The following is a 24,927-nucleotide window of genomic DNA, read 5'->3' as shown; positions in this document are numbered from 1 at the left end:
GCCGTCGATCTGGTCATAGGCGCGGAAATCGCCGAAATATTTCGTGATCGCCGCCGTCAAGGTCGTCTTGCCGTGGTCAACATGGCCGATCGTCCCGATATTGACGTGCGGTTTCGTCCGTTCAAACTTTGCCTTTGCCATGGGCGTGGTTCCTCGATTCTTTCGTTGTTGCGTGACGGGCGGAAGTCACCTTCCGCCCTGCCCTGATCAGGCGTATTTCTTCTGGATCTCGTCCGAGATGTTCTGCGGCACGCCTTCGTAATGGTCGAACTGCATCGTGAACACCGCGCGGCCCGAAGACATCGAGCGCAGGTTGTTGATATAGCCGAACATGTTGGCCAGCGGCACGAACGCGTCGATGACGTTCGCGTTGCCGCGGCTGTCCTGCCCCCGGACCATGCCGCGACGGCTGGTCAGATCGCCGATGATCGAGCCGGTATATTCCTCGGGCGTCACCACCTCGACCTTCATGATCGGCTCCAGCAGCTTGGCGCCGGCCTTGCGCAGACCCTCGCGCATCGCGGCACGCGCGGCGATCTCGAAGGCCAGAACCGACGAGTCGACATCGTGGAAGGCGCCGTCGATCAGCGCGACCTTGAAATCGATGACCGGGAAACCGGCCAGCGGACCCGAATCCATCACCGACTTGATGCCCTTTTCGACGCCGGGGACGTATTCCTTGGGAACCGCGCCGCCCACGATCTTGCTTTCGAACGAATAGCCCTCGCCCGGTTCGGTGGGCGTGATGACCAGCTTGACGCGCGCGAACTGACCGGTGCCGCCGGTCTGCTTCTTGTGGGTATAGTCGATCTCGGCCTGAGACGAGATGGTCTCGCGATAGGCCACCTGCGGGGCGCCGATATTCGCCTCGACCTTGAATTCGCGTTTCATCCGGTCGACGAGAATGTCGAGGTGAAGCTCGCCCATCCCCTTCATGATCGTCTGACCCGATTCCAGATCGGTCTCGACCCGGAACGAGGGATCCTCGGCGGCCAGACGTTGCAGCGCCAGACCCATCTTTTCCTGGTCGGCCTTCGACTTCGGCTCGACCGCGATCTCGATCACCGGATCCGGGAAGGTCATGGTCTCCAGCACGACCTGCTTGGACGCATCGCACAGCGTGTCGCCGGTCGTCGTCTCCTTCAGGCCCGCCAGCGCGATGATGTCGCCGGCGAAGGCCTCGTCGATCTCTTCGCGGCTGATCGAGTGCATCATCATCATCCGGCCGATGCGCTCGCGCTTGCCCTTGGTCGAGTTGACGATCGAATCGCCCTTCTTCAGCACCCCGGAATAGATCCGGGTGAAGGTCAGCGAGCCCACGAAGGGGTCGTTCATGATCTTGAACGCCAGCGCCGAGAAAGGCGCCGAATCGTCGGCCGGACGTTCGATGTTGCGGGTCTCGGTCTCGTCATCGGGGCTGAAGCCCTTCAGCACCGGCACGTCGATCGGCGCCGGCAGGAAGTCGATGACCGAGTTCAGCAGCGGCTGCACACCCTTGTTCTTGAACGCGGAACCGGCCGTCACCGGGAAGAACGACAGCGACAGTGTGCCCTTGCGGATCAGCCTGCGCAGCGTCGCCTCGTCGGGCTCGTTGCCGTCAAGATAGGCTTCCATCGCATCATCGTCCTGCTCGACGGCAAGCTCGATCATGTTGTTGCGCCATTCCTCGGCCTGATCCTTCAGCTCGTCGCGGATCGGCTGACGAACCCAGCTTGCGCCAAGGTCTTCGCCCTTCCAGACCCATTCTTCCATCTTGATCAGATCGACGATGCCTTCCAGCTTGTCCTCGGCGCCGATCGGCAGGGCGATCGGACACGGGATGCCACCGGTGCGGTCCTTGATCATCTTCACGCAGTTGAAGAAATCGGCGCCGATCTTGTCCATCTTGTTGACGAACACGATGCGCGGAACCTTGTAGCGGTCGGCCTGGCGCCAGACGGTTTCGGTCTGCGGCTCGACCCCGGCATTGGCGTCCAGCAGACAGATTGCACCGTCCAGAACCGCCAGCGAACGCTCGACCTCGATGGTAAAGTCGACGTGGCCCGGCGTGTCGATGATGTTGAAGCGATACTTCGTGTCCGAAGTGCCGTCGGCAGTCGGGTCTTCCTGGCGCTGCCAGAACGTGGTGGTCGCGGCAGACGTGATGGTGATGCCGCGTTCCTGTTCCTGTTCCATCCAGTCCATGGTCGCGGCGCCATCATGCACCTCGCCCAGCTTGTGCGACTTGCCGGTGTAGAAAAGGATACGCTCGGTCGTCGTCGTCTTGCCGGCATCGATGTGCGCCATGATGCCGAAGTTACGGTAACGCTGCAGCGGATAATCGCGTGCCATGGATGGGGTCCTTTCGCTTTACCAGCGGTAGTGGCTGAACGCCTTGTTCGCGTCGGCCATCTTGTGGGTGTCTTCGCGCTTCTTGACGGCGGTGCCGCGGCCGTTGACGGCATCGGCCAGCTCGCCTGCAAGGCGCTCTTCCATCGTGTGCTCGTTGCGCTTGGCGGCGGCGGTGATCAGCCAGCGGATCGCCAGCGCCTCGCGACGGATCGGACGAACCTCGACGGGCACCTGATAGGTGGCACCACCGACGCGGCGCGAACGCACCTCGACCGAGGGCTTCACATTGTCGAGGGCCTCGTGAAAGACTTCGATCGGCTCGCGCTTCAGACGGTTCTCGACGCGCTCCAGCGCGTTGTAGACGATCCGCTCGGCAACCGATTTCTTGCCGTCAACCATCAGGTTGTTCATGAATTTGGTCAGCACGCGATCGCCATATTTGGCATCGGGCAGGATTTCGCGCTTTTCAGCGGCGTGACGACGGGACATTCCGGAATCTCCTTACTTCGGACGCTTGGCGCCGTATTTCGAACGACGCTGACGGCGATCCTTGACGCCCTGGGTATCCAGCACACCGCGCAGGATGTGATAGCGGACACCCGGAAGGTCCTTCACGCGGCCGCCGCGGATCAGCACGACGCTGTGTTCCTGCAGGTTGTGCTTTTCGCCCGGAATGTAGGAAATGACCTCGAAGCCATTCGTCAGGCGCACCTTGGCGACCTTGCGCATGGCCGAGTTCGGCTTTTTCGGCGTCGTCGTATAGACGCGCGTGCAGACGCCACGCTTCTGCGGGCATCCTTGCAGGTGCTGCGACTTGCTGCGCTGCACCTTGGGCTGCCGCGGCTTGCGGATCAGCTGTTGAATCGTCGGCATTCGGTTCCCCGTCTTGCTTCTCGTCAATACTCGCAGCCGGTCGGCTGCGCCACTTCTCGACGGCGATCTGCGCGAATCGCAAAACGCCAAAACCATCCGGCCCCATGGCGGGGTGGACGGGTCAAATTCCAGAGGATCGGGGCGTTCGGACCCGGATCGTGACCACACAGGTTCTGGTGCCCGATGCGGTTGCCCGCCGGGTGACGGGGCGTATAGGGGGAATCGGAGAGGCTGTCAACACGACCGCCCCGGCCGCAAAGGATCAATTCGCGGCAGCGCCGCGGCCTGCCGTTCCAGCGACGTGCGGCGCAGTCGGAATCTTTGGCGCAGTTGCCGGTCCAGCGCCTGATCGTCATCCATGGTCCAGGGCAGGCCCGGCCCCATGGCCCCGGAATCGCTGTCGCCATGGATCGAGCGCAAGAACATCAGCGGTCTGGTCACAGCGACACCGGGCATCCATTGCGGCAGCCTGGAATGGTCGTAATGCAGTGCCGTCTCGGCGGCCTCGGGGCCGAGAAAGATGGTCAGGGCCACGCCCATGTTGTGACAGATGCGCGGCGTGACCTTCAGCCTGCCCTCGGCGAATTCGATCATCAGCCCGCGCGAATAATCCAGCGACAGCTTGCGATCCACCTTCCACAATGCCTTGATGCGGCGAAAATCGCGCCGCGCCGCGGCGATGTAATCGACCGCCACCGCATCGTCGTCATCATGGCGGAAATGGCCGATCACCTCGGCCCGCGGATCGACATGGGGCATGATCGCCGCCCGGCAAGCGGCCAGGTGCCATTGCATCGGCGGAATCAGTTCCAGCCGAAGCTGCGGAACCTCGAGGCAAAGATCGCGCAGCAGCGACAGCCACGGCTCTGGCAGATCGGGTCCGGTCATCACCACCAAGGTGAAATCGGGATCGGTCTGCGCGCGCCAGGCCGGCAGCGCGACCTCGCTGAACCAGAACCAGCGCCGCGCCAGCCTGTCGGGATCATAGAGATGGGCGCGGCGTTCCTGATAGCTGTCATGTTCGACCTGATAGCCACGCAGTCCCACATAGGAAAAGCGGCAAAGCCCCAGCATTTGAACCCGCATCGCGACTACCGCCTTCCCAGCTGCGCCTCGCGCCAGATCGTGTAGACGCCCGCACCCACCACCAGCGCCGATCCGGTCCAGGTCCACAGATCGGGCCATTCCCCGAAGATCACCAGCCCGGCAACGATCGCGACCAGAAGCGAGACATAGCGGAACGGCGCGATATAGGAAATCTCGCCCATCCGCATCGCCGAGACGGCACTGACATAGCCGATGGTCAGGAAACCGCCGCCCATCAGCAGCAGCCCGATCTGTGACGGCCCGGGCATCACCCATCCCTGAAACAGGCTGGCCACCAGCCCAAAGGCGCTGACAGCCACGGCGGCGTAGAAGGCGATGGTTTCGGAACTGACCGCCCGGCTGAAACCGCGCGTGGCCAGATCACGCAGCGCGATCAGGATCATGGCGCCCAGAGCGACCAGAGACCAGATTCCAAAGGCTCCGCTGCCCGGGCGCAGGATGATCATCACCCCCAGCAGCCCGATCACCACCGCCCCCGTCCGTCGCCATCCCAGGCTTTCGCCAAAGATCAGCGCCGCGCCCAGCATGATGACCAGAGGCAGCGATTGCATCACCGCCGACAGATCGCCGATGGCCATGCGCTGCAAGGCGTTCAGAAACAGCAGGGTCGAGCCCAGTTCGCCCAGGACACGCAGCGCCATCGGGATGCGCTCGGGCCGGGGCAGCCTCAGCCTCAGGCCGCCACTGCGATACGCCAGCAGCGCGATGGCCGCCATGACCGCCAGCCCGCGCAGGAAGATCGCCTGATACAGGGGCATCTCCTGGGTCACGAATTTCATCACCGCGTCGTTCAGGCCGAACCCGACCATCGACAATGACATCAGGGCGGCGCCGCGCAGATTGTCGCCCGGCTGATGCGGCTGTGTCGCGATCGAGGCCGGACTGACCCGGCGAAATGGTGAAATCAGCGGTGCACGCATCGCGGCTGCCCTCTTGTCCTGGGGAAGCGTTAGGGTTCCGAAGGGTCAGGCACAAGGGGGCGTGTTCTTGCCCCCCGGCAGCAAGCATCGCAGGACGCGGGGTATCGCTGCCCCCCGGACCGGCACCGCACATGGCACGGGCCAGCACGGGACTTGCGGGCGGGCCGCAAGGATCCCTCGGGTGGTCCGTTCCTCGAAGACCTGCGCCCTTTCGATATTCGCAGCAACAGTGTCAAGACGCCTGTCCCGGCTGTGCGGGGCATTGTCCCTCAAGGCCTTGCAGAACTCGTTTCCGCGCTGCCGCCGATCCTTGAGCGAACCAGAAAAAAGGCCCGGCGCAGCCGCCGGGCCTTCTTTCTCATGTCTTCATGCGGTGACGATCACTCGTCGCCGCCGGCCTCGGGCATATCCGCCATGACCGGTTGCGCTTCGGGCGCGGCCAGCGCGGCGGCGGCCTCGGCCTCGGCCTTGCGGGCCTCGATCACCTCGGCATCCCGATCGGCGGCGATCTTGCGCACGCGGGTCGTGGCCCCGCCGGTGCCCGCCGGGATCAGACGGCCGACGATGACGTTCTCCTTCAGCCCGACCAGCTTGTCGCGCTTGCCCTGAACGGCGGCCTCGGTCAGCACGCGCGTCGTTTCCTGGAACGAGGCGGCCGAGATGAAGCTGCGGGTCTGAAGCGATGCCTTGGTGATGCCCAGCAGCACCGGCTCGCCCGAGGCCGGACGGCCCCCCTTGGCTTCGATCTTGGCGTTCTCCTGCTCGAACTCGTCGCGCTCGACATGCTCGCCCTTCAGCAGCGTCGTGTCGCCGCTATCGATGATCTCGATCTTCTGCAGCATCTGGCGAACGATCACCTCGATATGCTTGTCGTTGATCTTCACACCTTGCAGGCGATAGACGTCCTGCACCTCGTCGATCAGGTAGTCGGCCAGCGCCTCGATCCCCATGATCCGCAGGATATCGTGCGGCGCGGGGTTCCCGTCCATGATGTAGTCACCCTTCTGCACGAAGTCGCCTTCCTGCACCGGGATGTGCTTGCCCTTGGGCACCATGTATTCGACGGGCGCCTGATCCTCGTTCGAGGGCTCGATGGAGATGCGTCGCTTGTTCTTGTAGTCCTTGCCGAACCGCACATGACCGTCGATTTCCGCGATGATCGCGTGATCCTTGGGCCGACGAGCCTCGAACAATTCCGCGACGCGGGGAAGACCCCCGGTGATGTCCTTGGTTCTGGCACCTTCGCGCGGGATCCGGGCGACGACATCACCCGGACGGATTTCCTGCCCGTCCTCGACCGACAGGATCGCATCCACCGACATCGGATAGGTGACGGGGTTGCCCTGTTCGTTGCGCACGGGCTCTCCGCCCTCGCCGACGATCAGGATTTCCGGCTTCAGATCGTTGCCTTTCGGCGCACTGCGCCAATCGGTCACGATCTTCTGCGTCATCCCGGTCGCATCGTCCGTCTCGTCACGCACCGAAAGGCCGGTCGTCAGATCGACGAACTTCGCGACACCGCCCTTTTCGGCGATGATCGGCAGGGTGTAGGGATCCCATTCGTACAGCTTGGCGCCACGGATCACCCGGTCGCCTTCCTTCACGAACAGCTTGGAGCCATAGAACAGCTTGTGGCTGGCCCGTTCCTGCCCCTGATCGTCCATGATCAGCAGTTGCATGTTGCGCGACATCACCACCATTTCGCCACTGGCGTTGGTCAGCGTGCTTTCGTTGCGGAACTGCACGCTGCCCTCGTGCGAGGCCGCCTGGAAGGATTGCTGGCCACCCTGCGCGATACCGCCGATGTGGAAGGTCCGCATCGTCAGCTGGGTGCCCGGCTCGCCGATCGACTGGGCTGCGATGATGCCCACCGCCTCGCCGATATTGACCAGCGTGCCGCGCGCCAGATCCCGACCATAGCACAGCGCGCAGACCCCGTCCTCGGATTCGCAGGTCAGCGCGGACCGGATGCGGACCGATTGCACGCCCGCCTGCTCGATGGCGTCGGCCTTGCGTTCGTCGATCAGCTCGCCACCGCGGATGATGATCTCGTCGCCGCCCGGAACCAGAACATCCTCGGCCGCGGTGCGCCCCAGAATGCGTTCGGACAGCGGCGCGATGACCTCGCCGTCATTGACGGCGGCCGAGGCGGTGATGGCCTGTTCGGTGCCGCAATCATGATCGCGGATGATGCAATCCTGCGCCACGTCGACGAGACGACGGGTCAGATAGCCCGAGTTCGCCGTCTTCAACGCCGTGTCCGACAGACCCTTGCGGGCGCCGTGGGTCGAGTTGAAGTATTCAAGAACGGTCAGACCTTCCTTGAAGTTGCTGATGATCGGCGTCTCGATGATCTCGCCGTTCGGCTTGGCCATCAGGCCGCGCATCCCGCCAAGCTGCTTCATCTGGTTGGTCGAGCCACGCGCACCGGAATGGGCCATCATGTAGACCGAATTCGGCTCCATCTCGGCGCCGTTCTCGTCCTTCTTGGTGGCCGAGATGGTGGACATCATGGCCTCGGTGACGCGGTCGTTGCATTTGGACCAGGCATCGACGACCTTGTTGTATTTCTCGCCCTGGGTGATCAGACCGTCCAGATATTGCTGTTCGAATTCTTTCACCTGATCCTGGACCTCGCCCACGATGTCCCACTTGTTGTCGGGAACCACCATGTCGTTCTTGCCGAAGCTGATGCCCGCGCGGAATGCCTCGCGGAAACCCAGGCCCATGATCTGGTCGCAGAAGATGACCGATTCCTTCTGGCCGCAATAGCGGTAGACGGTGTCGATCACGAATTGCACGTCCTTCTTGCGCAGCAGGCGGTTGACCAGTTCGAACGGCGCCTTGGCATTCAGCGGCAGCAACGCGCCCAGCCGGACCCGGCCCGGCGTGGTCTCGTAGCGGCGGATGACCTCGTTGCCATTCTCGTCGATCTGCTTGATCCGGGCGGTAATGCCCGCGTGCAGATGCACCTCGCCGGCGGCAAGGGCGTGCTCGACCTCATCGACGCTGGCGAAGGACATGCCCTCGCCCTTCATCCCCTCGCGCTGCATCGAGACGTAATAGAGGCCCAGAACCATGTCCTGGGACGGCACGATGATCGGCGCGCCGTTGGCGGGCGACAGCACGTTGTTCGTCGACATCATCAGGACGCGCGCTTCCAGCTGCGCCTCGAGGCTCAGCGGGACGTGCACGGCCATCTGGTCGCCGTCGAAATCGGCGTTGAAGGCGGAACAGACCAGCGGGTGAAGCTGGATCGCCTTGCCTTCGATCAGGATCGGCTCGAAGGCCTGAATACCCAGACGGTGCAGCGTCGGCGCACGGTTCAACAGAACCGGATGTTCGCGGATCACCTCGTCCAGGATGTCCCAGACCTCGGGGCGTTCCTTTTCGACCAGCTTCTTGGCCTGCTTGACGGTGCTGGACAGGCCCTTGGCCTCCAGCCGCGAATAGATGAACGGCTTGAACAGCTCCAGCGCCATCTTCTTGGGCAACCCGCACTGGTGCAGCTTCAGTTCCGGGCCGGTGACGATGACCGAACGGCCCGAGAAGTCGACCCGCTTGCCCAGCAGGTTCTGGCGGAAGCGGCCCTGCTTGCCCTTCAGCATGTCCGACAGCGATTTCAGCGGACGGCGGTTGTTGCCGGTGATGACGCGGCCGCGGCGGCCGTTGTCGAACAGCGCATCGACCGATTCCTGCAGCATCCGCTTTTCGTTGCGGACGATGATGTCCGGCGCGCGCAGTTCGATCAGCCGCTTCAGGCGGTTGTTGCGGTTGATCACGCGGCGATACAGGTCGTTCAGGTCCGACGTCGCGAAGCGGCCGCCATCCAGGGGCACCAGCGGACGCAGTTCGGGCGGGATGACCGGGATCACGGTCAGCACCATCCATTCGGGACGGTTGCCCGATTCCAGGAAGGATTCGACGATCTTCAACCGCTTGATGATCTTCTTCGGCTTCAATTCGCCCGTGGCCTCTTTCAGATCCTCGCGCAATTGTTCGGCCGTCGCCGCCAGATCGATATTGGCCAGCATCGCGCGGATCGCCTCTGCGCCGATATCGGCGGTGAAGGCATCGGCGCCATAGCTGTCCTGGGCGTCGAGGAATTCCTCTTCGCTCAGCAACTGGCCATAGGTCAGGTCGGTCAGACCCGGTTCGATCACGACGTAGTTTTCGAAATACAGGATCCGTTCCAGATCGCGCAGCGTCATGTCCAGCATCAGGCCGATGCGCGACGGCAGCGATTTCAGGAACCAGATATGGGCGACCGGCGCGGCCAGTTCGATATGGCCCATCCGTTCGCGCCGGACCTTCTGCAAGGTCACCTCGACACCGCACTTCTCGCAGACCAGGCCGCGATATTTCATGCGCTTGTATTTGCCGCACAGGCATTCGTAATCCTTGATGGGACCGAAGATGCGCGCGCAAAACAGGCCGTCACGCTCGGGCTTGAACGTGCGGTAGTTGATGGTTTCGGGCTTCTTCACCTCGCCGAAGGACCAGGCCAGAATTTCTTCGGGCGAGGCCAGCGAGATCTTGATTTCGTCGAACTGCCGAGGCGGAGCCAGCGGGTTCAGCGGATTGGTGGCGAGTTCCTGGTTCATCTTAAAATCCTAATGATCGGCGCGGGGTGAAAGGGAGGTGGGGCAAGACCCCACCCCGCCGGGTTCGCATGGGTGGGATTTCGCCCCACCGGGCCCTCCGGCTATTCCTCTTCCTCCGCATCCAGGAGTTCCATGTTGAGGCCCAGACCCCGGACCTCCTTGACCAGCACGTTGAACGATTCCGGCACGCCTGCTTCGAAATTGTCCTCGCCCTTGACGATGGATTCGTAGACCTTGGTGCGCCCGGCAACGTCGTCCGACTTGACCGTCAGCATCTCTTGCAGGGTATAGGCGGCGCCATAGGCTTCCAGAGCCCAGACCTCCATCTCGCCCAGCCGCTGACCGCCGAACTGCGCCTTGCCGCCCAGCGGCTGCTGGGTCACGAGGCTGTAGGGACCGGTCGAACGGGCATGCATCTTGTCATCGACGAGATGGTGCAGCTTCAGGATATACTTCATCCCGACAGTGACCTTGCGGGCGAATTGCTCGCCCGTGCGGCCATCGAAGACCACCGACTGACCCGACGTGTCGAAGCCCGCCCGCGCCAGCGCGTCGTTGACGTCGGCCTCCTTGGCGCCGTCGAAGACGGGCGTGGCGATCGGCACCCCGGTGCGCACGGTATTGGCGTGCTCGACCAGTTGCGCGTCGGCCATTCCCTCGAAGGTATCGGCATAGAGATCGTCGCCATAGCCGATCTTCATCGCCTCGCGGACCGGCGTCATGTCGCCGTTGCGGCGATATTCTTCCAGCGCCTCGTCGATCCGGATGCCAAGGCCGCGCGATGCCCAACCCATATGGGTTTCGAGGATCTGGCCCACATTCATCCGCGAGGGCACGCCCAGCGGATTCAGCACCAGATCGACCGGCGTGCCGTCCGCCAGGAACGGCATGTCCTCCATCGGCACGACCTTGGAGACGACGCCCTTGTTGCCGTGACGGCCGGCCATCTTGTCGCCCGCCTGCAGCTTGCGCTTCACGGCGACAAAGACCTTGACCATCTTCATCACACCCGGCGGCAGGTCGTCGCCCTGACGGACCTTCTCGACCTTGTCCTCGAAGCGGGCTTCCAGGGCCTTCTTCTGGGCATCATACTGATGGTTCAGCGCCTCGACTTCCTTGGCGATGTCCTCTTCTCCGACGGCAAGCTGCCACCACTGGCCGCGGCTCAGCGTGCCCAGCAGATCCTCGGTGATCTCGCTGTTCGGCTTGACACCTTTCGGTCCCTTGACGGCGGTCTTGCCCAGGATCAGCGATTTCAGGCGCGCATAGATGTTGCGGTCCAGAATCGCCTGTTCGTCGTCCCTGTCGCGCGCCAGACGCTCGACCTCCTCGCGCTCGATCTGAAGCGCGCGTTCGTCCTTGTCCACGCCGTGGCGGTTGAAGACGCGGACCTCGACGACGGTGCCGTAGGCGCCCGGCGGCAGACGCAGCGAGGTGTCGCGCACGTCGCTGGCCTTTTCGCCGAAGATGGCGCGCAGCAGCTTTTCCTCGGGCGTCATCGGGCTTTCGCCCTTGGGCGTGATCTTGCCGACCAGGATGTCGCCCGGACCCGCTTCGGCCCCGATATAGACGATGCCGGCCTCATCGAGATTGCGCAGCGCTTCCTCGCCCACGTTGGGGATGTCGCGGGTGATTTCCTCGGGCCCAAGCTTGGTGTCGCGGGCCGCGACCTCGTATTCGTCGATATGGATCGAGGTGAACACGTCGTCGCGGTGAATCCGCTCGGAAATCAGGATCGAGTCCTCGTAGTTGTAGCCGTTCCACGGCATGAACGCGACGACCACGTTGCGGCCGATGGCCAGTTCACCCTGATCGGTCGAGGGACCGTCGGCGATGACCTGACCGCCTTCGACCTTTTCGCCCACCTTGACCAGCGGTCGCTGGTTGATGGTCGAGGACTGGTTGGACCGCTTGAACTTGCGCAGACGATAGATGTCCACGCCCGCGTCGCCGGCTTCCAGGTTCTCGGTGGCGCGCACGACGATCCGCTGGGCATCGACCTGGTCGATCACCCCACCCCGGCGCGCGGTGATCGCGGCACCGGAATCGCGGGCCACGACGGCCTCCATGCCGGTGCCGACGAAAGGCGCCTCGGCCCGCAGCAGCGGCACGGCCTGACGCTGCATGTTCGAACCCATCAGGGCGCGGTTGGCGTCGTCGTTTTCCAGGAACGGAATCAGCGCCGCGGCGACCGAGACCAGCTGCTTGGGCGACACGTCGATCAGATCGACGGCATCGACCGGGTTCAGCATGAAATCGCCCGACTGGCGGGTGCTGATCAGTTCATCGACGAAATTGCCATCAGCATCCAGCGTCGCATTGGCCTGGGCCACGGTATGACGCATTTCCTCGGTCGCGGACATGTAGACCACGTCATCGGTAACGCGGCCGTTCTCGACCTTGCGATAGGGCGTTTCGATGAAGCCGTACTTGTTCACCCGCGCGAAAGTCGCGAGGCTGTTGATCAGGCCGATATTCTGGCCTTCCGGCGTCTCGATCGGGCACATCCGGCCGTAATGCGTCGGGTGCACGTCGCGCACCTCGAAGCCGGCGCGTTCGCGCGTCAGACCGCCCGGCCCAAGCGCCGACAGACGGCGCTTGTGCGTCACCTCGGACAGCGGGTTGGTCTGGTCCATGAACTGCGAGAGCTGCGAGGAACCGAAGAATTCGCGCACCGCCGCCGCGGCGGGCTTGGCGTTGATCAGATCCTGCGGCATCACGGTGTCGATCTCGACGCCCGACATGCGTTCGCGGATCGCGCGTTCCATCCGCAGCAGACCGACGCGATACTGGTTTTCCATCAGTTCGCCGACCGAACGCACCCGGCGATTGCCCAGGTGGTCGATATCGTCGATCTCGCCCTTGCCGTCGCGAAGCTCCACCAGCCCGCGCACGCAGGCCACGATATCTTCGGGGCGCAACGTCCGCTGGGTGTCCGGCGCATCGAGATTCAGACGCATGTTCATCTTCACGCGGCCGACCGCCGACAGGTCATAGCGTTCACTGTCGAAGAACAGGCTGTTGAACAGCGTCGAGGCAGCCTCGACGGTGGGCGGCTCGCCCGGGCGCATGACGCGATAGATATCCATCAGCGCCTGTTCGCGGTTCATGTTCTTGTCCGCAGCCATCGTGTTGCGGATATAGGGTCCGACATTGACATGATCGATGTCCAGAACCGGCACGTCGGTGACGTCATTGTCCAGCAGCACCTTGAGCAGGCCACCGTTCAACTCGCCTTCCTTGTCGTATTCGGCGGTGATTTCATCACCGGCCTCGGCATAGATCAGGCCGGTCTTCTCGTTGATGATATCCTTGGCGACAAAGCGTCCGATGATCCGCTCGAACGGAACAAGCAGCTTGACCTGATCGCCCGAATCCACAAGCTGCTTGACCAGACGCGGCGTCACCTTTTCGCCCGCCTTGGTGATGACCTCGCCCGTATCGGCATTGATCAGGTCATAGGCCGGACGGGTGCCGCGCACGCGCTCGGGGAAGAAGCGCGTGATCCATCCCCGCTCGCGACCCTTCTTCTTCAGCTTGTAATCGACCGTCTCGTAGAAGGCGTCCATGATGCCTTCCTGGTCCATGCCCAGCGAATACAGCAGCGTCGTCACCGGCAGCTTGCGGCGGCGGTCGATGCGCGCGAAGACCAGATCCTTGGCATCGAATTCGAAATCCAGCCACGAGCCGCGATAGGGGATGATGCGGCAGGCGAACAGCAGCTTGCCCGAGGAATGGGTCTTGCCGCGGTCATGGTCGAAGAAAACCCCCGGGCTGCGGTGCATCTGAGAGACCACGACCCGTTCGGTCCCGTTCACGATGAACGTACCGTTCTGCGTCATCAGGGGCATGTCGCCCATGAAAACGTCCTGTTCCTTGATGTCCTTGACCGACTTCGCACCGGTATTCTCATCCAGATCGAACACGATCAGCCGCAGCGTCACCTTCAGCGGCGCGGCATAGGTCATGTCGCGTTGCTGGCATTCCTCGACATCGTATTTCGGCTTTTCCAGCTCGTATTTCACGAATTCCAGCGTGGCGGTCTCGTTGAAATCCTTGATCGGAAAAACCGACTGGAACACGCCCTGGATGCCGTCGCCATCATTGTGGCCGGCACCCTCTCCCGAATTCAGGAACAGGTCATAGGATGATTTCTGAACCTCGATGAGGTTCGGCATCTCCAGCACTTCGCGGATATTGCCGTAATAGCGACGGATACGCTTCTGGCCGACATAGGATTGCGCCATGGGGTCTTGTCACCTTTCGTCTTCGCGCGCGCGCAACGGGTCGGGGCCCCCGAGGCGCGGCCTACGAATGCAGGGATGAGGTTCCATTCGTGCCGCACGTCCCACCGCGCGGCTCCCGAACCTCGAACATGCCCTGAAGGATGGTCCGGCAAAGGGACCGCCCTTCAAGACAGGTTCGGCAGGGGCCGGAAATTCCGGTCCCTGCCTCGTTCACTCAGCCATGGAACCGATTACTTCAGTTCGACCTTGGCGCCAGCCGCTTCCAGCTTCTTCTTCAGCTCTTCGGCTTCGTCCTTGTTCGCGCCTTCCTTGACCTTGCCGCCTGCTTCGACCAGATCCTTGGCCTCTTTCAGGCCCAGGCCGGTGATGCCGCGCACTTCCTTGATCACATTGATCTTGTTGGGGCCGGCTTCGGTCAGGACGACGTCGAATTCGGTCTTTTCCTCGGCGGCCTCGGCGGCGCCACCGGCAGCCGGACCGGCCATCATGACGGCGCCACCGGCGGCCGGCTCGATGCCGTATTCGTCTTTCAGGATGGTTTTCAGCTCTTGGGCTTCCAGCAGGGTCAGGCCCACGATTTCTTCGGCAAGTTTTTTCAGATCAGCCATTTTTCCGTTCTTTCCAGTTAGTGTTCCAACGTCGCGCTTTCAAGCACACGCCGGGAATCGGGTTGCGTCACGCAGCCTCGCGCTCTTCCAGAGTGCTGAGGATGCCCGCGATGTTCGAAGCAGGGGCGCCAATGGCACCGGCAATGTTCGCAGCGGGGGCGCCAATGCAGGACACGATCGAAGCGATAAGCTCGTCGCGCGACGGCATGGCGGCCACGGCTTTGACACCGGCCGGATCCAGAGCCGTGTCGCCCATGGCACCGCCGAGGATCACGAACTTGTCGTTCCCCTTGGCATAGTCCTCGCAGACCTTGGCCGCAGCCACAGGGTCTTCCGAGAAGGACAACACGGTCATGCCCGTCAGGTAATCGGCGATGCTTGCGCAAGGCTTACCCTCGAGGGCGATCTTGGCGAGCCTGTTCTTGGCAACGCGAACGGCACCACCCGCATCGCTCATGCGCGCGCGGAGGTCCTGCATCTGTGCAACCGTCATCCCTTCGTAGTGGGCAACCACGACGACGCCAGAGCTTTCAAAGATCTGGCCGAGTTCCTCGACCACCTGTTCTTTTTGCGCTCTATCCACGGTTTCACTCCAAGTTGGGGGTTTCCCCCCGGCTCTCACGTTTCCCGCCCCGGTCCGGGGCAGGTCGAGTCCGCTAGGGCAAGATCACCCGAAGGCCGAACCTTCGGAAAAATGCTTCTACCCATCTCAGGCAGGATATTAAGCTGGCAAGCCAGCACCCGCCGTCTCGGACGAATCGATACACGCGCAGACTGACATCTGCGCGCGGATCAGGCCGTCTCCTTAGTGCCTTTGGTTCGGGATGTGAAGGGCTATCTTGACCTGATCGCGACTTGGGCCATCATTTGCGGCCTTCGGACGAATCCGGACCTCCATCCGGCGATCATCCCGCACATGGCGGTGCGGCCAGGATCTTGCCTTGATTCGACCTTTCGGGCGCTTCCACGGTCGCCAAGCCTGTTTTGCTGAAATAAGACGGGGCGGGTCCGCAGGCCCGCCCCGTCATCATCATCGTCAAGGCTGAGTTACGCCTGCGTCGCGGAGACGACGTCGATCGACACGCCCGGGCCCATGGTGGAACTGATCGAGACCTTCTTCATATAGGTGCCCTTGGCGCCGCTGGGCCGCGCCTTGCTCACCGCGTCCACGAAGGCGCGGATGTTCTGGGCGAGCTTCTCGGCATCGAAGGACGCCTTGCCGACGCCGGCGTGAACGACGCCCGCCTTTTCGGCCTTGAACTGGACCTCACCGCCCTTGGCCGCCTTGACGGCTTCGGCGACATCCATCGTGACCGTGCCGACCTTGGGGTTCGGCATCAGGTTGCGCGGCCCCAGAATCTTGCCCAGACGGCCGACCAGCGGCATCATGTCCGGCGTCGCGATGCACCGATCAAAGTCGATCTTGCCCGACTGGATCGTTTCCATCAGATCCTCGGCACCGACGATATCGGCGCCCGCCTCCTTGGCCTCGTCGGCCTTGGGTCCACGCGCGAATACCGCAACACGAACATCCTTGCCGGTCCCGGCGGGCAGCGTCACGACACCGCGAACCATCTGGTCGGCATGACGCGGATTCACGCCCAGGTTCATCGCGATCTCGACCGTTTCATCGAATTTCGCGGTGGCGTTGTCCTTGACCAGCCTGACGGCATCCTCGACCGACAGATTCGCCTTGCCTTCGAACGCGGCACGTGCCGCGGCTTTCTTTTTCGCAATCTTCGCCATGGCTTAGCCCTTCACCTCGATACCGATCGACCGGGCCGAGCCCAGGATGATCTTCATCGCCTGCTCGACATCATTGGCGCTGAGGTCCTTCATCTTGGCCTCGGCGATCTCGCGCACCTGCTTGACGGTCACGGTGCCGGCGCTCGCGCGACCGGGCTTGTCCGAACCTTTCGGGCGGTTGCGCTTGCCCACCGGCTTCAGTCCGGCGGCCTTCTTCAGCAGAAACGAAGCCGGCGGCGTCTTCGTCTCGAAGGTGAAGGATTTGTCGGCATAATAGGTGATCACCACGGGAACCGGCGAGCCCTGTTCCATTTCCTGCGTGCGAGCGTTGAACTCTTTGCAGAATGCCATGATGTTGATGCCGCGTTGGCCCAATGCGGGACCGACGGGCGGGGACGGGTTCGCCTGACCCGCCTTGATTTGCAGCTTAAGCTGCCCGACGACTTTCTTGGCCATCTGGCCTTCTCCTTATCATCACGCCCCGTCCCTGATTGGACATCCGGGGCCCTGACTTAGCGGTTCGGCGGCGCGCCCCAAGGGGAAGACAGCCTCCCGCGACCAATCACGCGGTCTTGGCGACCTGCGTGAATTCCAGCTCGACCGGCGTGGGCCGGCCGAAGATCGACACCATGACCTTGATGCGCGAGGCGGCCTCGTCGACCTCCTCGACCATTCCCGAAAACCCCTCGAAGGGACCATCGGTCACGTTCACCTTTTCGCCCACATCAAAGCGGATCAGGTTGCGCGGGGCGACCGGTTCGCCCTCGCCCGTGCGGTTCAGCATCATGTTCACCTCGTCGTCGCGCATCGGCATCGGCTTGCCCTGCGCGCCGAGGAAACCGGTGACCCGGTTGATCGAATTGACCAGGTGATAGGTGCGGTCGGACATGTCCATGTGAACCAGGACATAGCCCGGCATGAAGCGGCGTTCCGATGTAACCTTCTTGCCGCGCCGAATCTCGATCACCTGTTCGGTGGGGACCAGAACCTCGTCAATCTCGTCCTCAAGCCCCTTTTCGGACACCGACTGGCGAATCGCCTCGGCGACCTTCTTTTCGAAGTTCGACAGGACACTGACCGAATACCAACGCTTTGCCATGTCTCGATCGACCCCTGTTCGTCCTGATAGGGAATCGCGCGGCCGGGCCGGCAACTCCTTGAATTCCTGATATGTCCGCCAAAATTGAAATCGGCGTGCACGCGAGTTCGATGCACGCCGTCGCCGGACAGTCGGGGGCCAATACCGCTGCGGCCCCGAAAATGCAAGCCCGATCAGCCGCTGATCGCTTGAAGCCCCTGGGTCAGGCCAAAGCGGATGATCAGATCGACCAGAAAGAAGAACACGCTGGTCAGCGCGGCCATGATCATGACCATGATCGTCGTCGTGATCACCTCACGGCGGGTGGGCCAGGTGATCTTCGCGGCTTCGGCGCGGACCTGGTTGATGAACTGGACGGGATTGGCCACGAACGGCTCCTTCGGGTTTTCAGCCGCCGATGTATCGCCGATGCGCCGCCGTTTCAACCCTGCAAGGACGCATCCGAGGGCGACAGGAATGTGACCTTCGTCATCGCCGCCAATCGCGCGCAATCCTCGGCGTAGTCGCCGCCGCGCGGCAGGTCGGCGGCCGGGATGGCCGCGCGCAGGCCGGCATCTCCGGCGCCGCGCGGATGCGATTCCAGCGCCCGGTGCGCGATCTGGCGCCGGTCCTGCATCGTGTCGGAATGCGCGATCGCACCCAGATAATCGCGATAGGCCGCAGCCGACCATCCGATCCTGCGCGGCGCCGGATCGGGAATCAGCCGCGCGGCCTGCGGCCCGGCCATTCGCGCCAGCACCGACGGCCGCACCGAGCCCAGGTCCTCGTGGCGCCAGCAGACCAGGCTTTCGACGCCCGCCACCGACAGAAGCCTGTCCGCCAGATCGGACCAGCCCAGGCGTGCGCAATCCAGCCCCGCCAGATAATCGCCGATCCGCGCCTGCCGGCCCATTCGCAATTCCTCGCCAAAGGCCGAAATCAGGAAATCGGCGGGTTCGCGCACGGCCAGAAACAGCCTGATGCCAGAACCGTCCATCAGCCCGACCAGGTTTTCAAGCCGCGCCTGGGCAAGGGGATAAAGCTGCCCCCGGGGCGCAAACAGCCGTGCCGGCGTGGTGTCGCCCAGAATCAGCTCATCGGACAGAATCAGCCGGCCAGCCGATGCGCTCTCCTGCCGCAGCGCCCTGGCGGCCTGCCGCGCCTTCCATGGCGTCCGCCCGCAATCGTCCAGCAGGCGCCGAAGATCGGTCGGACCGGCGCGCAACCGGCGCGGCCCCATCCAGCCGATCCCCTGACGCGCCAATTGCGGCGCGGCACGATCGAAAGCGGTCTGAAGATGCGTGGTTGCGGTCTTGTGCGCGCCCAGATGAAGGCAGAGATTCATCGCAGCCGCCGGGCGGTTATTCCGACGACGGGCCTGGCAGGGGCAGGGGGACTCGAACCCACGACCCTCGGTTTTGGAGACCGATGCTCTACCAACTGAGCTATACCCCTGTGGCCGTGCGACCGTTTAAGGCACGGGGTAACGGGGTGCAAGGGTATTTCCACGCCTGACCAGCGGCGCGCGCCGGAACGACGGACGCCTATTCGGCCGCATCGGCGGCCAGAAAACCGCCCGACTGGCGTGCCCAAAGCCGCGCGTAAAGACCGTTTGCCGCCAGCAATTCGGCGTGGCTGCCCTGTTCGATGATCCTTCCCGCATCCATCACCACCAGCCGGTCCATGGCCGCGATGGTGGACAGCCGGTGCGCGATGGCAAGAACCGTCTTGCCCTGCATCAGCATCTCCAGCCGCGACTGGATCGCCGCCTCGACCTCGCTGTCCAGCGCACTGGTCGCCTCGTCCAGGATCAGGATCGGCGCATCCTTCAGCGCCACCCGCGCGATCGCGATCCTCTGGCGCTGGCCGCCCGACAGCTTCACCCCGCGTTCGCCGACATGCGCATCCAGGCCGCATCGCCCGAAACTGTCCGAGAGCCCCGGCACGAAACCATGCGCCTCGGCCATTTCCAGCGCCTGCGCGATCTGATCCTCGGCCGCATCCGGGCGGCCATAGGCGATGTTGTCGCGCACCGAGCGATGCAGAAGCGAACTGTCCTGCGTGACCACGCCGATCGCGCCGCGCAGCGAATCCTGGGTCACCCGCGCGATATCCTGCCCGTCAATGGTGATGCGGCCGCTTTCAAGATCGTGAAGCCGCAGCAGCAGGTTCACCAGCGTCGATTTGCCTGCCCCCGACCGGCCGACCAGTCCGACCCGCTCGCCGGGCGCGATCGTCAGGCTCAGATCGTCCAGCACCGGCAGCGGGCGCGCGCCCGGGGCGCCGCCATAGCGGAAGGTGACGTTCCGGAACTCCACCGCGCCGGGTCCGCGACGCAAGGACCGCGCGGCGGGCGCGTCCAGAACCTGACGGGGCAGCGCAAGGCTGGAAATGCCGTCGCGCACGGTGCCGATATTCTCGAACAGGGCGGCGAATTCCCACATGATCCAGTGCGCCATGTTGTTGAGTCGCAAGGCCAGCGGCACCGCGACCGCAACCGCGCCGACCTCCACCCGGCCCTCGGACCATAGCCACAGCCCAAGCGCCGTCACCGCGCCGATCAGCGCCACGTTGATCGCGTTCAGCGTCACGTCCTGAATCGTCGAAAGCCGCATCTGCCGGTGCACGGTCCGCAAGAAGGCGTCCATCCCGTCGCGCATCCAGTCTTCCTCGCGGGCGGAATGGGAAAACAGCTTGACCGTCGCGATATTGGTATAGCTGTCCACGACCCGCCCGGTCATGGCCGAGCGCGCATCGGCCTGTTCCTGCGCCACCCGCCCCAGGCGCGGCACGATCTGCCACAACATCACCGCATAGGCCACTGCCCACAGCGCGAAAGGCACCGCCAGCCGCCAATCCTGACTACCCGCCAGCGCCAGCGCGCCGAGGAAATAGATCAGCACATAGCTGCCCACGTCCATGATCTTCATCGCGACCTCGCGCACCGCCAGCGCCGTCTGCATCAGCCTTTGCGCGATCCGGCCGGCGAATTCGTCCTGGAAATAGCCGATCGACTGACGCAGCAGATAGCGGTGGGCCTGCCAGCGGATGCGCTGCGGAAAATTGCCCATCAGGGACTGATGCAGAACCAGCGAGGCGATCAGGTTCAGCCCCGGCAAAAGGATCAGCAGCACCAGCGCCATCAGTGCCAGCCGTCCGCCCTGTTGCGTCCAGAACAGCGCGCGGGGCGTGTCGGCCATCCGGTCCACCAGGTCGCCCAGCCAGCCGAACAGCATCACCTCGATCAGCGCGATGACGCCCGAAAAGGCGGCAAGCAGCGTCAGCCACGGCAAGGCACCATGACTGTAATGCAGCAGAAAGCGCCACAGCGAGCGCGGCGGCATCGCCGGGCTGTCGCCGGGATAGGGGTCGATGCGGCGTTCGAACCACGCGAACATGGGATCGTCTCAGGCTTTGCGAAACCGGACAATATTGCTGACCCGGTGGCGAAGCCGAGTCAAGCAGGCTGATCTTTGATCGAGTTCGGAACATTGCCCGGCCGATGGCGTTTTTGCCGCGACGGGCCACGCCATCCCGGCACCAACGCCCCGGAAAGGAAATGCACATGACCGTCAAAAATCTGAAGGACCTTTATCTGGACCAGCTCGGCGATCTCTATTCCGCCTGCAAGCAATCCATGCCAGCCGTGACCGAGATGGGCCGCGCGGCCAAGTCGCGCGAGTTGTCCGAAGCCCTGATCAATGGCAATCAGGGCATTGCCCGCGGGATGGAGGTTCTGGCCGAACTTTGCAGCCGCCACGACGTCGACCCGACGGGCGAACATTGCAAGGGCATGGAAGGCCTTGTCGCCGAGGCGCGCAAACATGCGATCGAGACTGATTTTGCGGATGACGATGCCCAGGACGCGGCGATCATCACGCAATATCAGCGCCTCGCGCATTATGCCATCGCCGGCTATGGCTGCGTGCGGACCTTCGCCAACCGGCTCGACCTCGACAGCGACGCGGCCGCGCTTCAGGAATGTCTGGACAAAACCTGGGAAGGCGATCGGCACATGTCGAAGATTGCCGAGGGTGGTGTGAACGCGGCCGCGATGGATGGACGCTGACGCGGCATTCCGCATCCGATGACCGTCAACGCCCCGCCGGAACCGGCGGGGCGTCCTGATACGGGCGGGCTCAGACGTTGCCCGCCGCCATCTCGCCAGCGATGTGATCGGCCTGCCGGATCGCCAGCGCCACGATGGTCAGGGTCGGATTTTCGGCCGCCCCGGTGGTGAACTGGCTGCCATCGCTGACAAACAGGTTCTTCACATCGTGCGATCGGCCATTCTTGTCGACCACCCCGTCGCTGGGTTTTTCCGACATCCTGTTGGTGCCCAGATTGTGGGTCGAGGGATAGGGCGGCGTCGGCATCGTCCTGGTCGCGCCCACTTCCTTGTAGATGGCCTGCCCGACACCATAGGCATGGTTGCGCATCGCGATGTCGTTGGGATGGTCGCTGAAGTTGACGTTGGCCACCTTCAGCCCGAACCGGTCCTCGACATCGGAAAGCGTCACCCGGTTGGTTTCTTGCGGCATGTCCTCGCCCACGATCCAAAGACCGGCCATGTTCTCGTAGCTGTCCAGCGCCGTCGTGAACTCTCGTCCCCAGGCTCCGGGATCCAGGAAGGCCGCCATGAAGGGCAGCCCCAGGCTGAGCGTTTCCAGCTCATAGCCACCGACGAATCCGCGCGAGGGATCGTGTCTTGCCTCGTCACGGATGATGCCGGCCATGGTCGTGCCCCGCCACATCCGGACAGGCTTTTCGAACACGCCATAGACCGATCCGGTCGTATGCCGCATGTAGTTGCGGCCCACCTGCCCCGAGGAATTGGCCAGCCCGTCCGGGAACATCGAACTGGCAGAGTTCAGCAGCAGCCGCGGGCTTTCGAAACTGTTCCCCGCGACACAGACGATCCGGGCCTTCTGCATCTGCAGATTGCCATCCTTGTCGAAATATTCGACGCCGGTGACCTTGCCCGTGTCATCATGCAGGATGCGCGCGGCATGGGCGTTCTCGCGGACCTCCAGCTTGCCGGTCGCCTCGCCACGCGGGATGTCGGTATAGGCGGCGGACCATTTGGCGCCCCATTTGCAGCCCTGAAAGCAGAAACCCGTCTGCTGGCAAGAGATCCGGTCGTCATATTCGACACTGTTGATCGCCATGTTGCCGGTATGGACTTCCTTGTAACCAAGCGCCTTGGCGCCCTTTTCCAGCACCTTGTAATTGTTGCTGCCGGGAAGACGCGGACGGCCGCCGACACCGGTGACACCCAGCTTTTCCTCGGCCTTGTCGTACCAGGGCGCCATCTCCTCGCTTCCGATCGGCCAGTCCAGCAGGCTGGCCCCCTCGACCGCGCCATAGGTCGTCCTGGCCTTCCACTCGTGATCCTGAAACCGCAGCGAGGCGCCGGCCCAATGGACCGAGGTTCCGCCGACCGCCTTCACGATCCAGGCCGGCAGGCCCGAAAAATCCTTGGCCACCCGCCAGTCGCCGCTGGTCGTGCGCGGATCGGTCCAGGCCAGTTGCCCGAAACTTTCCCATTCGTCGTTCACGTAATCCTCGGGCAGATAGCGCCCGCCGGCCTCCAGGGCGACGACCTTGATGCCCTTCTGCGCCAGTTCGTTCGCCAGCACCCCGCCGCCGGCGCCGGTGCCGACGATGACCACGACGCCGTCGTCGTTCAGATCGAATTTCGCTGCTTCTGCCATGATTGTCTCTCCCCTCACAGCCAGTCGATGTCGTCGAAGCCGCGGTTGATATAGCCGCCCTGGGAATAGGATTCGCCCTCGTAGCCGAAGATCGGCCAGATCTCTTTCTGGTTATACAACCCGGTCACCAACCCCCCGCGCACGGTCTGGAAGAAGGGCGTATCCTCGATGGTCTTCAGGATCGTGACCCGGTCCGCTTCCCATCCTGCCGAAAGATAATCGTCGAAACCGGCCTCTTTCGCCGCGGCGTCCAGCGCGGCGACGCCTTCGGCGACCATCTGTTTCTGATCGTCGCTGTCATGGGACTTGACGGCGATGGCGTAGAATCGATCGCCGATCCTGTCATGCGGATAGATGTCGCGCGCCATCTGCAACAGCGTGGCCATCTCGTGTTCGCTGATCTTGCCGACCTCGACCGCCCAGGCGGCGTCGGGCGCGGCGATGAAACCCGCGCCCGCCACCGCCAGCGTGCCGGCCGCCGCCGCCCGCGACAACAGCGCCCGCCGGGTCAGCCCGTGCTTGCTGAGTTGAGACATGATTCCTCCTCCCTCACTTTCCTCCTGCGGCGGCCCTCCTCCGGCCGCCCGTTCAATCACCTGAAGCGGCCAGCCCGCTTCAGAACCTCGATCTGATAGCCATCCGGATCCGCGACAAAGAAGAACCGTGCGATCACCTCGTTGCCGGGCGCGAAATCGACCAGCTTGCGCGGCGCGAACCCCTCGGCCTGCAGCCGCGCGTGCAGCGCGTCCACGTCCTCGACCGAGAAGGCCACATGGCCATAGCCGTCGCCCAGGTCGTAGGGCTCGGTCCGGCCCTTGTTGACGGTCAGTTCCAGTTCCGCTTCGCTTTCGCCGTTCGACAGGTAGACCAGCGTGAAATCGTCGAAATCCAGCCGGTCCGCGACCTCCAGCCCGAAGCAGCGCCGGTAGAAATCGACCGAGCGTTCCTCGTCCAGAACCCGGATCATCGAATGGATATATTTCGCCATGCCGGCCTCTCCCCAGTTCGTCCATCATGGGACAAGACTAGAAGGCGGAACGCGGGCGTGGGTAGTAACGGGTTACTACGGACGTATTTATTCGGCCGCGATGGCGGTCTGACCCAGCTGCTGATCCTCGCCCAGGTGGATGGTGCAGGCGCAGCGCAGCAAAGAGGTAAAGTTCCGGGCCTCGCCATGCAGTTCCAGAACCTCGGCGTGAAGCTTGGAAATGAAAGCCGGCGTGCTCACCCCCTCACGCGCGGCGATGTCGTCGAGGATCCGCCAGAAGGCCCGTTCCAGGCGGATCGAGGTGGATTGCCCGTTCAACCGCAGGCTGCGGGTCTCGGATTCATAGCGTTCGGGGTCCTGCCCCGCGAAGATCTGGCACATCGGCTTGATCCCGGCTGGTGATGGGAAACCGAGTTTGCGCCGGAAGCGCGATCACGTCAACAAGATGCGATCGCGGGGATCACGCGATGATCGGCAAAGGTCGCGGTCCTCAGGCTGAGACTGCCGATCTGGCGGACAAGGAAGAACCGGTCCTCACGATCACCCCTGCAAGACCGCGCCAGGAAATCACGCAAAAGGCCCGCCCTTTCCGGGGCGGGCCTTTCATGTTGGCTTGCTGCGCGGGCGCGCAGTTGCGCGATCACTCGATGATCTTGGAGACCACGCCGGCGCCGACGGTGCGGCCGCCTTCGCGGATCGCGAAGCGCAGCT

General features: G+C 63.4%; 22 protein-coding genes and 1 tRNA gene. 1 reads left to right on the top strand and 22 read right to left on the bottom strand.

Features of this window, described 5'->3' with window-relative positions; all coding sequences use genetic code 11:
- From AC13CR_RS07790 to AC13CR_RS07710, 17 genes are all read right to left on the bottom strand, one after another.
- The coding region (locus AC13CR_RS07790; RefSeq protein ID WP_446205187.1) for a GTP-binding protein at positions 1–141 on the bottom strand (141 nt) is incomplete at its 3' end.
- 66 nt (positions 142–207) lie between these two features.
- Positions 208–2,331, bottom strand: coding sequence for an elongation factor G (fusA, locus tag AC13CR_RS07785; RefSeq protein ID WP_292951152.1), 2,124 nt, complete (start codon positions 2,329–2,331; stop codon positions 208–210).
- A gap of 18 nt (positions 2,332–2,349) precedes the next feature.
- A complete protein-coding gene (gene rpsG, locus AC13CR_RS07780; RefSeq protein WP_292951155.1) occupies positions 2,350–2,820 on the bottom strand; it encodes a 30S ribosomal protein S7 in 471 nt (156 codons plus the stop codon).
- A gap of 12 nt (positions 2,821–2,832) precedes the next feature.
- Positions 2,833–3,204 carry a 30S ribosomal protein S12 gene (rpsL, locus tag AC13CR_RS07775; RefSeq protein WP_022705687.1) on the bottom strand — a complete coding sequence of 124 codons (372 nt, stop codon included), beginning with the start codon at positions 3,202–3,204 and terminating at the stop codon, positions 2,833–2,835.
- A 234-nt stretch (positions 3,205–3,438) separates the two neighbouring features.
- A complete protein-coding gene (locus AC13CR_RS07770; protein WP_446232489.1) occupies positions 3,439–4,290 on the bottom strand; it encodes a glycosyltransferase in 852 nt (283 codons plus the stop codon).
- A gap of 5 nt (positions 4,291–4,295) precedes the next feature.
- Entirely contained in the window at positions 4,296–5,231 is a 936-nt protein-coding gene (locus tag AC13CR_RS07765; protein WP_292951219.1) for a DMT family transporter, read from the bottom strand.
- Positions 5,232–5,611: 380 nt separating this feature from the next.
- Positions 5,612–9,835, bottom strand: coding sequence for a DNA-directed RNA polymerase subunit beta' (rpoC, locus tag AC13CR_RS07760; RefSeq protein WP_335662428.1), 4,224 nt, complete (start codon positions 9,833–9,835; stop codon positions 5,612–5,614).
- A 101-nt stretch (positions 9,836–9,936) separates the two neighbouring features.
- Entirely contained in the window at positions 9,937–14,082 is a 4,146-nt protein-coding gene (gene rpoB, locus AC13CR_RS07755; RefSeq protein WP_293768022.1) for a DNA-directed RNA polymerase subunit beta, read from the bottom strand.
- Positions 14,083–14,312: 230 nt separating this feature from the next.
- A complete protein-coding gene (gene rplL / locus AC13CR_RS07750; protein WP_292957396.1) occupies positions 14,313–14,690 on the bottom strand; it encodes a 50S ribosomal protein L7/L12 in 378 nt (125 codons plus the stop codon).
- 67 nt (positions 14,691–14,757) lie between these two features.
- Positions 14,758–15,273 (bottom strand): 50S ribosomal protein L10, encoded by a 516-nt coding sequence (gene rplJ, locus AC13CR_RS07745; protein WP_292957393.1) that lies wholly within the window; start codon positions 15,271–15,273, stop codon positions 14,758–14,760.
- A 464-nt stretch (positions 15,274–15,737) separates the two neighbouring features.
- Positions 15,738–16,436, bottom strand: a complete 699-nt coding sequence (gene rplA, locus AC13CR_RS07740; protein WP_292957390.1) for a 50S ribosomal protein L1 — start codon at positions 16,434–16,436, stop codon at positions 15,738–15,740.
- A gap of 3 nt (positions 16,437–16,439) precedes the next feature.
- Positions 16,440–16,892, bottom strand: a complete 453-nt coding sequence (gene rplK / locus AC13CR_RS07735; protein WP_292957387.1) for a 50S ribosomal protein L11 — start codon at positions 16,890–16,892, stop codon at positions 16,440–16,442.
- 106 nt (positions 16,893–16,998) lie between these two features.
- Positions 16,999–17,535 (bottom strand): transcription termination/antitermination protein NusG, encoded by a 537-nt coding sequence (gene nusG, locus AC13CR_RS07730; RefSeq protein WP_292957384.1) that lies wholly within the window; start codon positions 17,533–17,535, stop codon positions 16,999–17,001.
- A 173-nt stretch (positions 17,536–17,708) separates the two neighbouring features.
- Complete coding sequence (gene secE, locus AC13CR_RS07725; protein ID WP_292957382.1) at positions 17,709–17,903, bottom strand: preprotein translocase subunit SecE; 195 nt, start codon at positions 17,901–17,903, stop codon at positions 17,709–17,711.
- Between the two features lie 53 nt (positions 17,904–17,956).
- The gene (locus AC13CR_RS07720; RefSeq protein WP_292957380.1) at positions 17,957–18,859 is read right to left on the bottom strand and encodes a hypothetical protein; all 903 of its coding nucleotides are present in this window, start codon (positions 18,857–18,859) and stop codon (positions 17,957–17,959) included.
- Between the two features lie 34 nt (positions 18,860–18,893).
- A tRNA-Trp gene (locus AC13CR_RS07715) sits at positions 18,894–18,969 on the bottom strand.
- Between the two features lie 89 nt (positions 18,970–19,058).
- A complete protein-coding gene (locus tag AC13CR_RS07710; protein ID WP_292978553.1) occupies positions 19,059–20,912 on the bottom strand; it encodes an ABC transporter ATP-binding protein in 1,854 nt (617 codons plus the stop codon).
- Between the two features lie 167 nt (positions 20,913–21,079).
- Between AC13CR_RS07710 and AC13CR_RS07705 the strand changes: the two genes are divergently transcribed.
- Complete coding sequence (locus AC13CR_RS07705) at positions 21,080–21,583, top strand: DUF892 family protein (RefSeq protein WP_292957375.1); 504 nt, start codon at positions 21,080–21,082, stop codon at positions 21,581–21,583.
- A gap of 70 nt (positions 21,584–21,653) precedes the next feature.
- On the opposite strand, the gene AC13CR_RS07700 is transcribed toward AC13CR_RS07705, so the two are convergent.
- The 5 genes from AC13CR_RS07700 to AC13CR_RS07680 form a co-directional block, all read right to left on the bottom strand.
- Positions 21,654–23,228 (bottom strand): GMC family oxidoreductase, encoded by a 1,575-nt coding sequence (locus tag AC13CR_RS07700; protein ID WP_292957372.1) that lies wholly within the window; start codon positions 23,226–23,228, stop codon positions 21,654–21,656.
- Between the two features lie 14 nt (positions 23,229–23,242).
- The gene (locus AC13CR_RS07695; protein WP_292957369.1) at positions 23,243–23,764 is read right to left on the bottom strand and encodes a Twin-arginine translocation pathway signal; all 522 of its coding nucleotides are present in this window, start codon (positions 23,762–23,764) and stop codon (positions 23,243–23,245) included.
- A gap of 56 nt (positions 23,765–23,820) precedes the next feature.
- Positions 23,821–24,216: a VOC family protein gene (locus AC13CR_RS07690; RefSeq protein ID WP_482900790.1), complete on the bottom strand. Its 396-nt coding sequence runs from the start codon at positions 24,214–24,216 to the stop codon at positions 23,821–23,823.
- 87 nt (positions 24,217–24,303) lie between these two features.
- Entirely contained in the window at positions 24,304–24,597 is a 294-nt protein-coding gene (locus AC13CR_RS07685) for a ribbon-helix-helix domain-containing protein (protein ID WP_292957363.1), read from the bottom strand.
- 259 nt (positions 24,598–24,856) lie between these two features.
- On the bottom strand, positions 24,857–24,927 hold a 71-nt coding region (locus AC13CR_RS07680; protein WP_209223782.1), incomplete at its 5' end, for an EF-Tu C-terminal domain-related protein.

Source organism: Paracoccus sp. L-17 (assembly GCF_056857655.1).
This window is presented reverse-complemented; position numbering and strand designations above follow the sequence as displayed.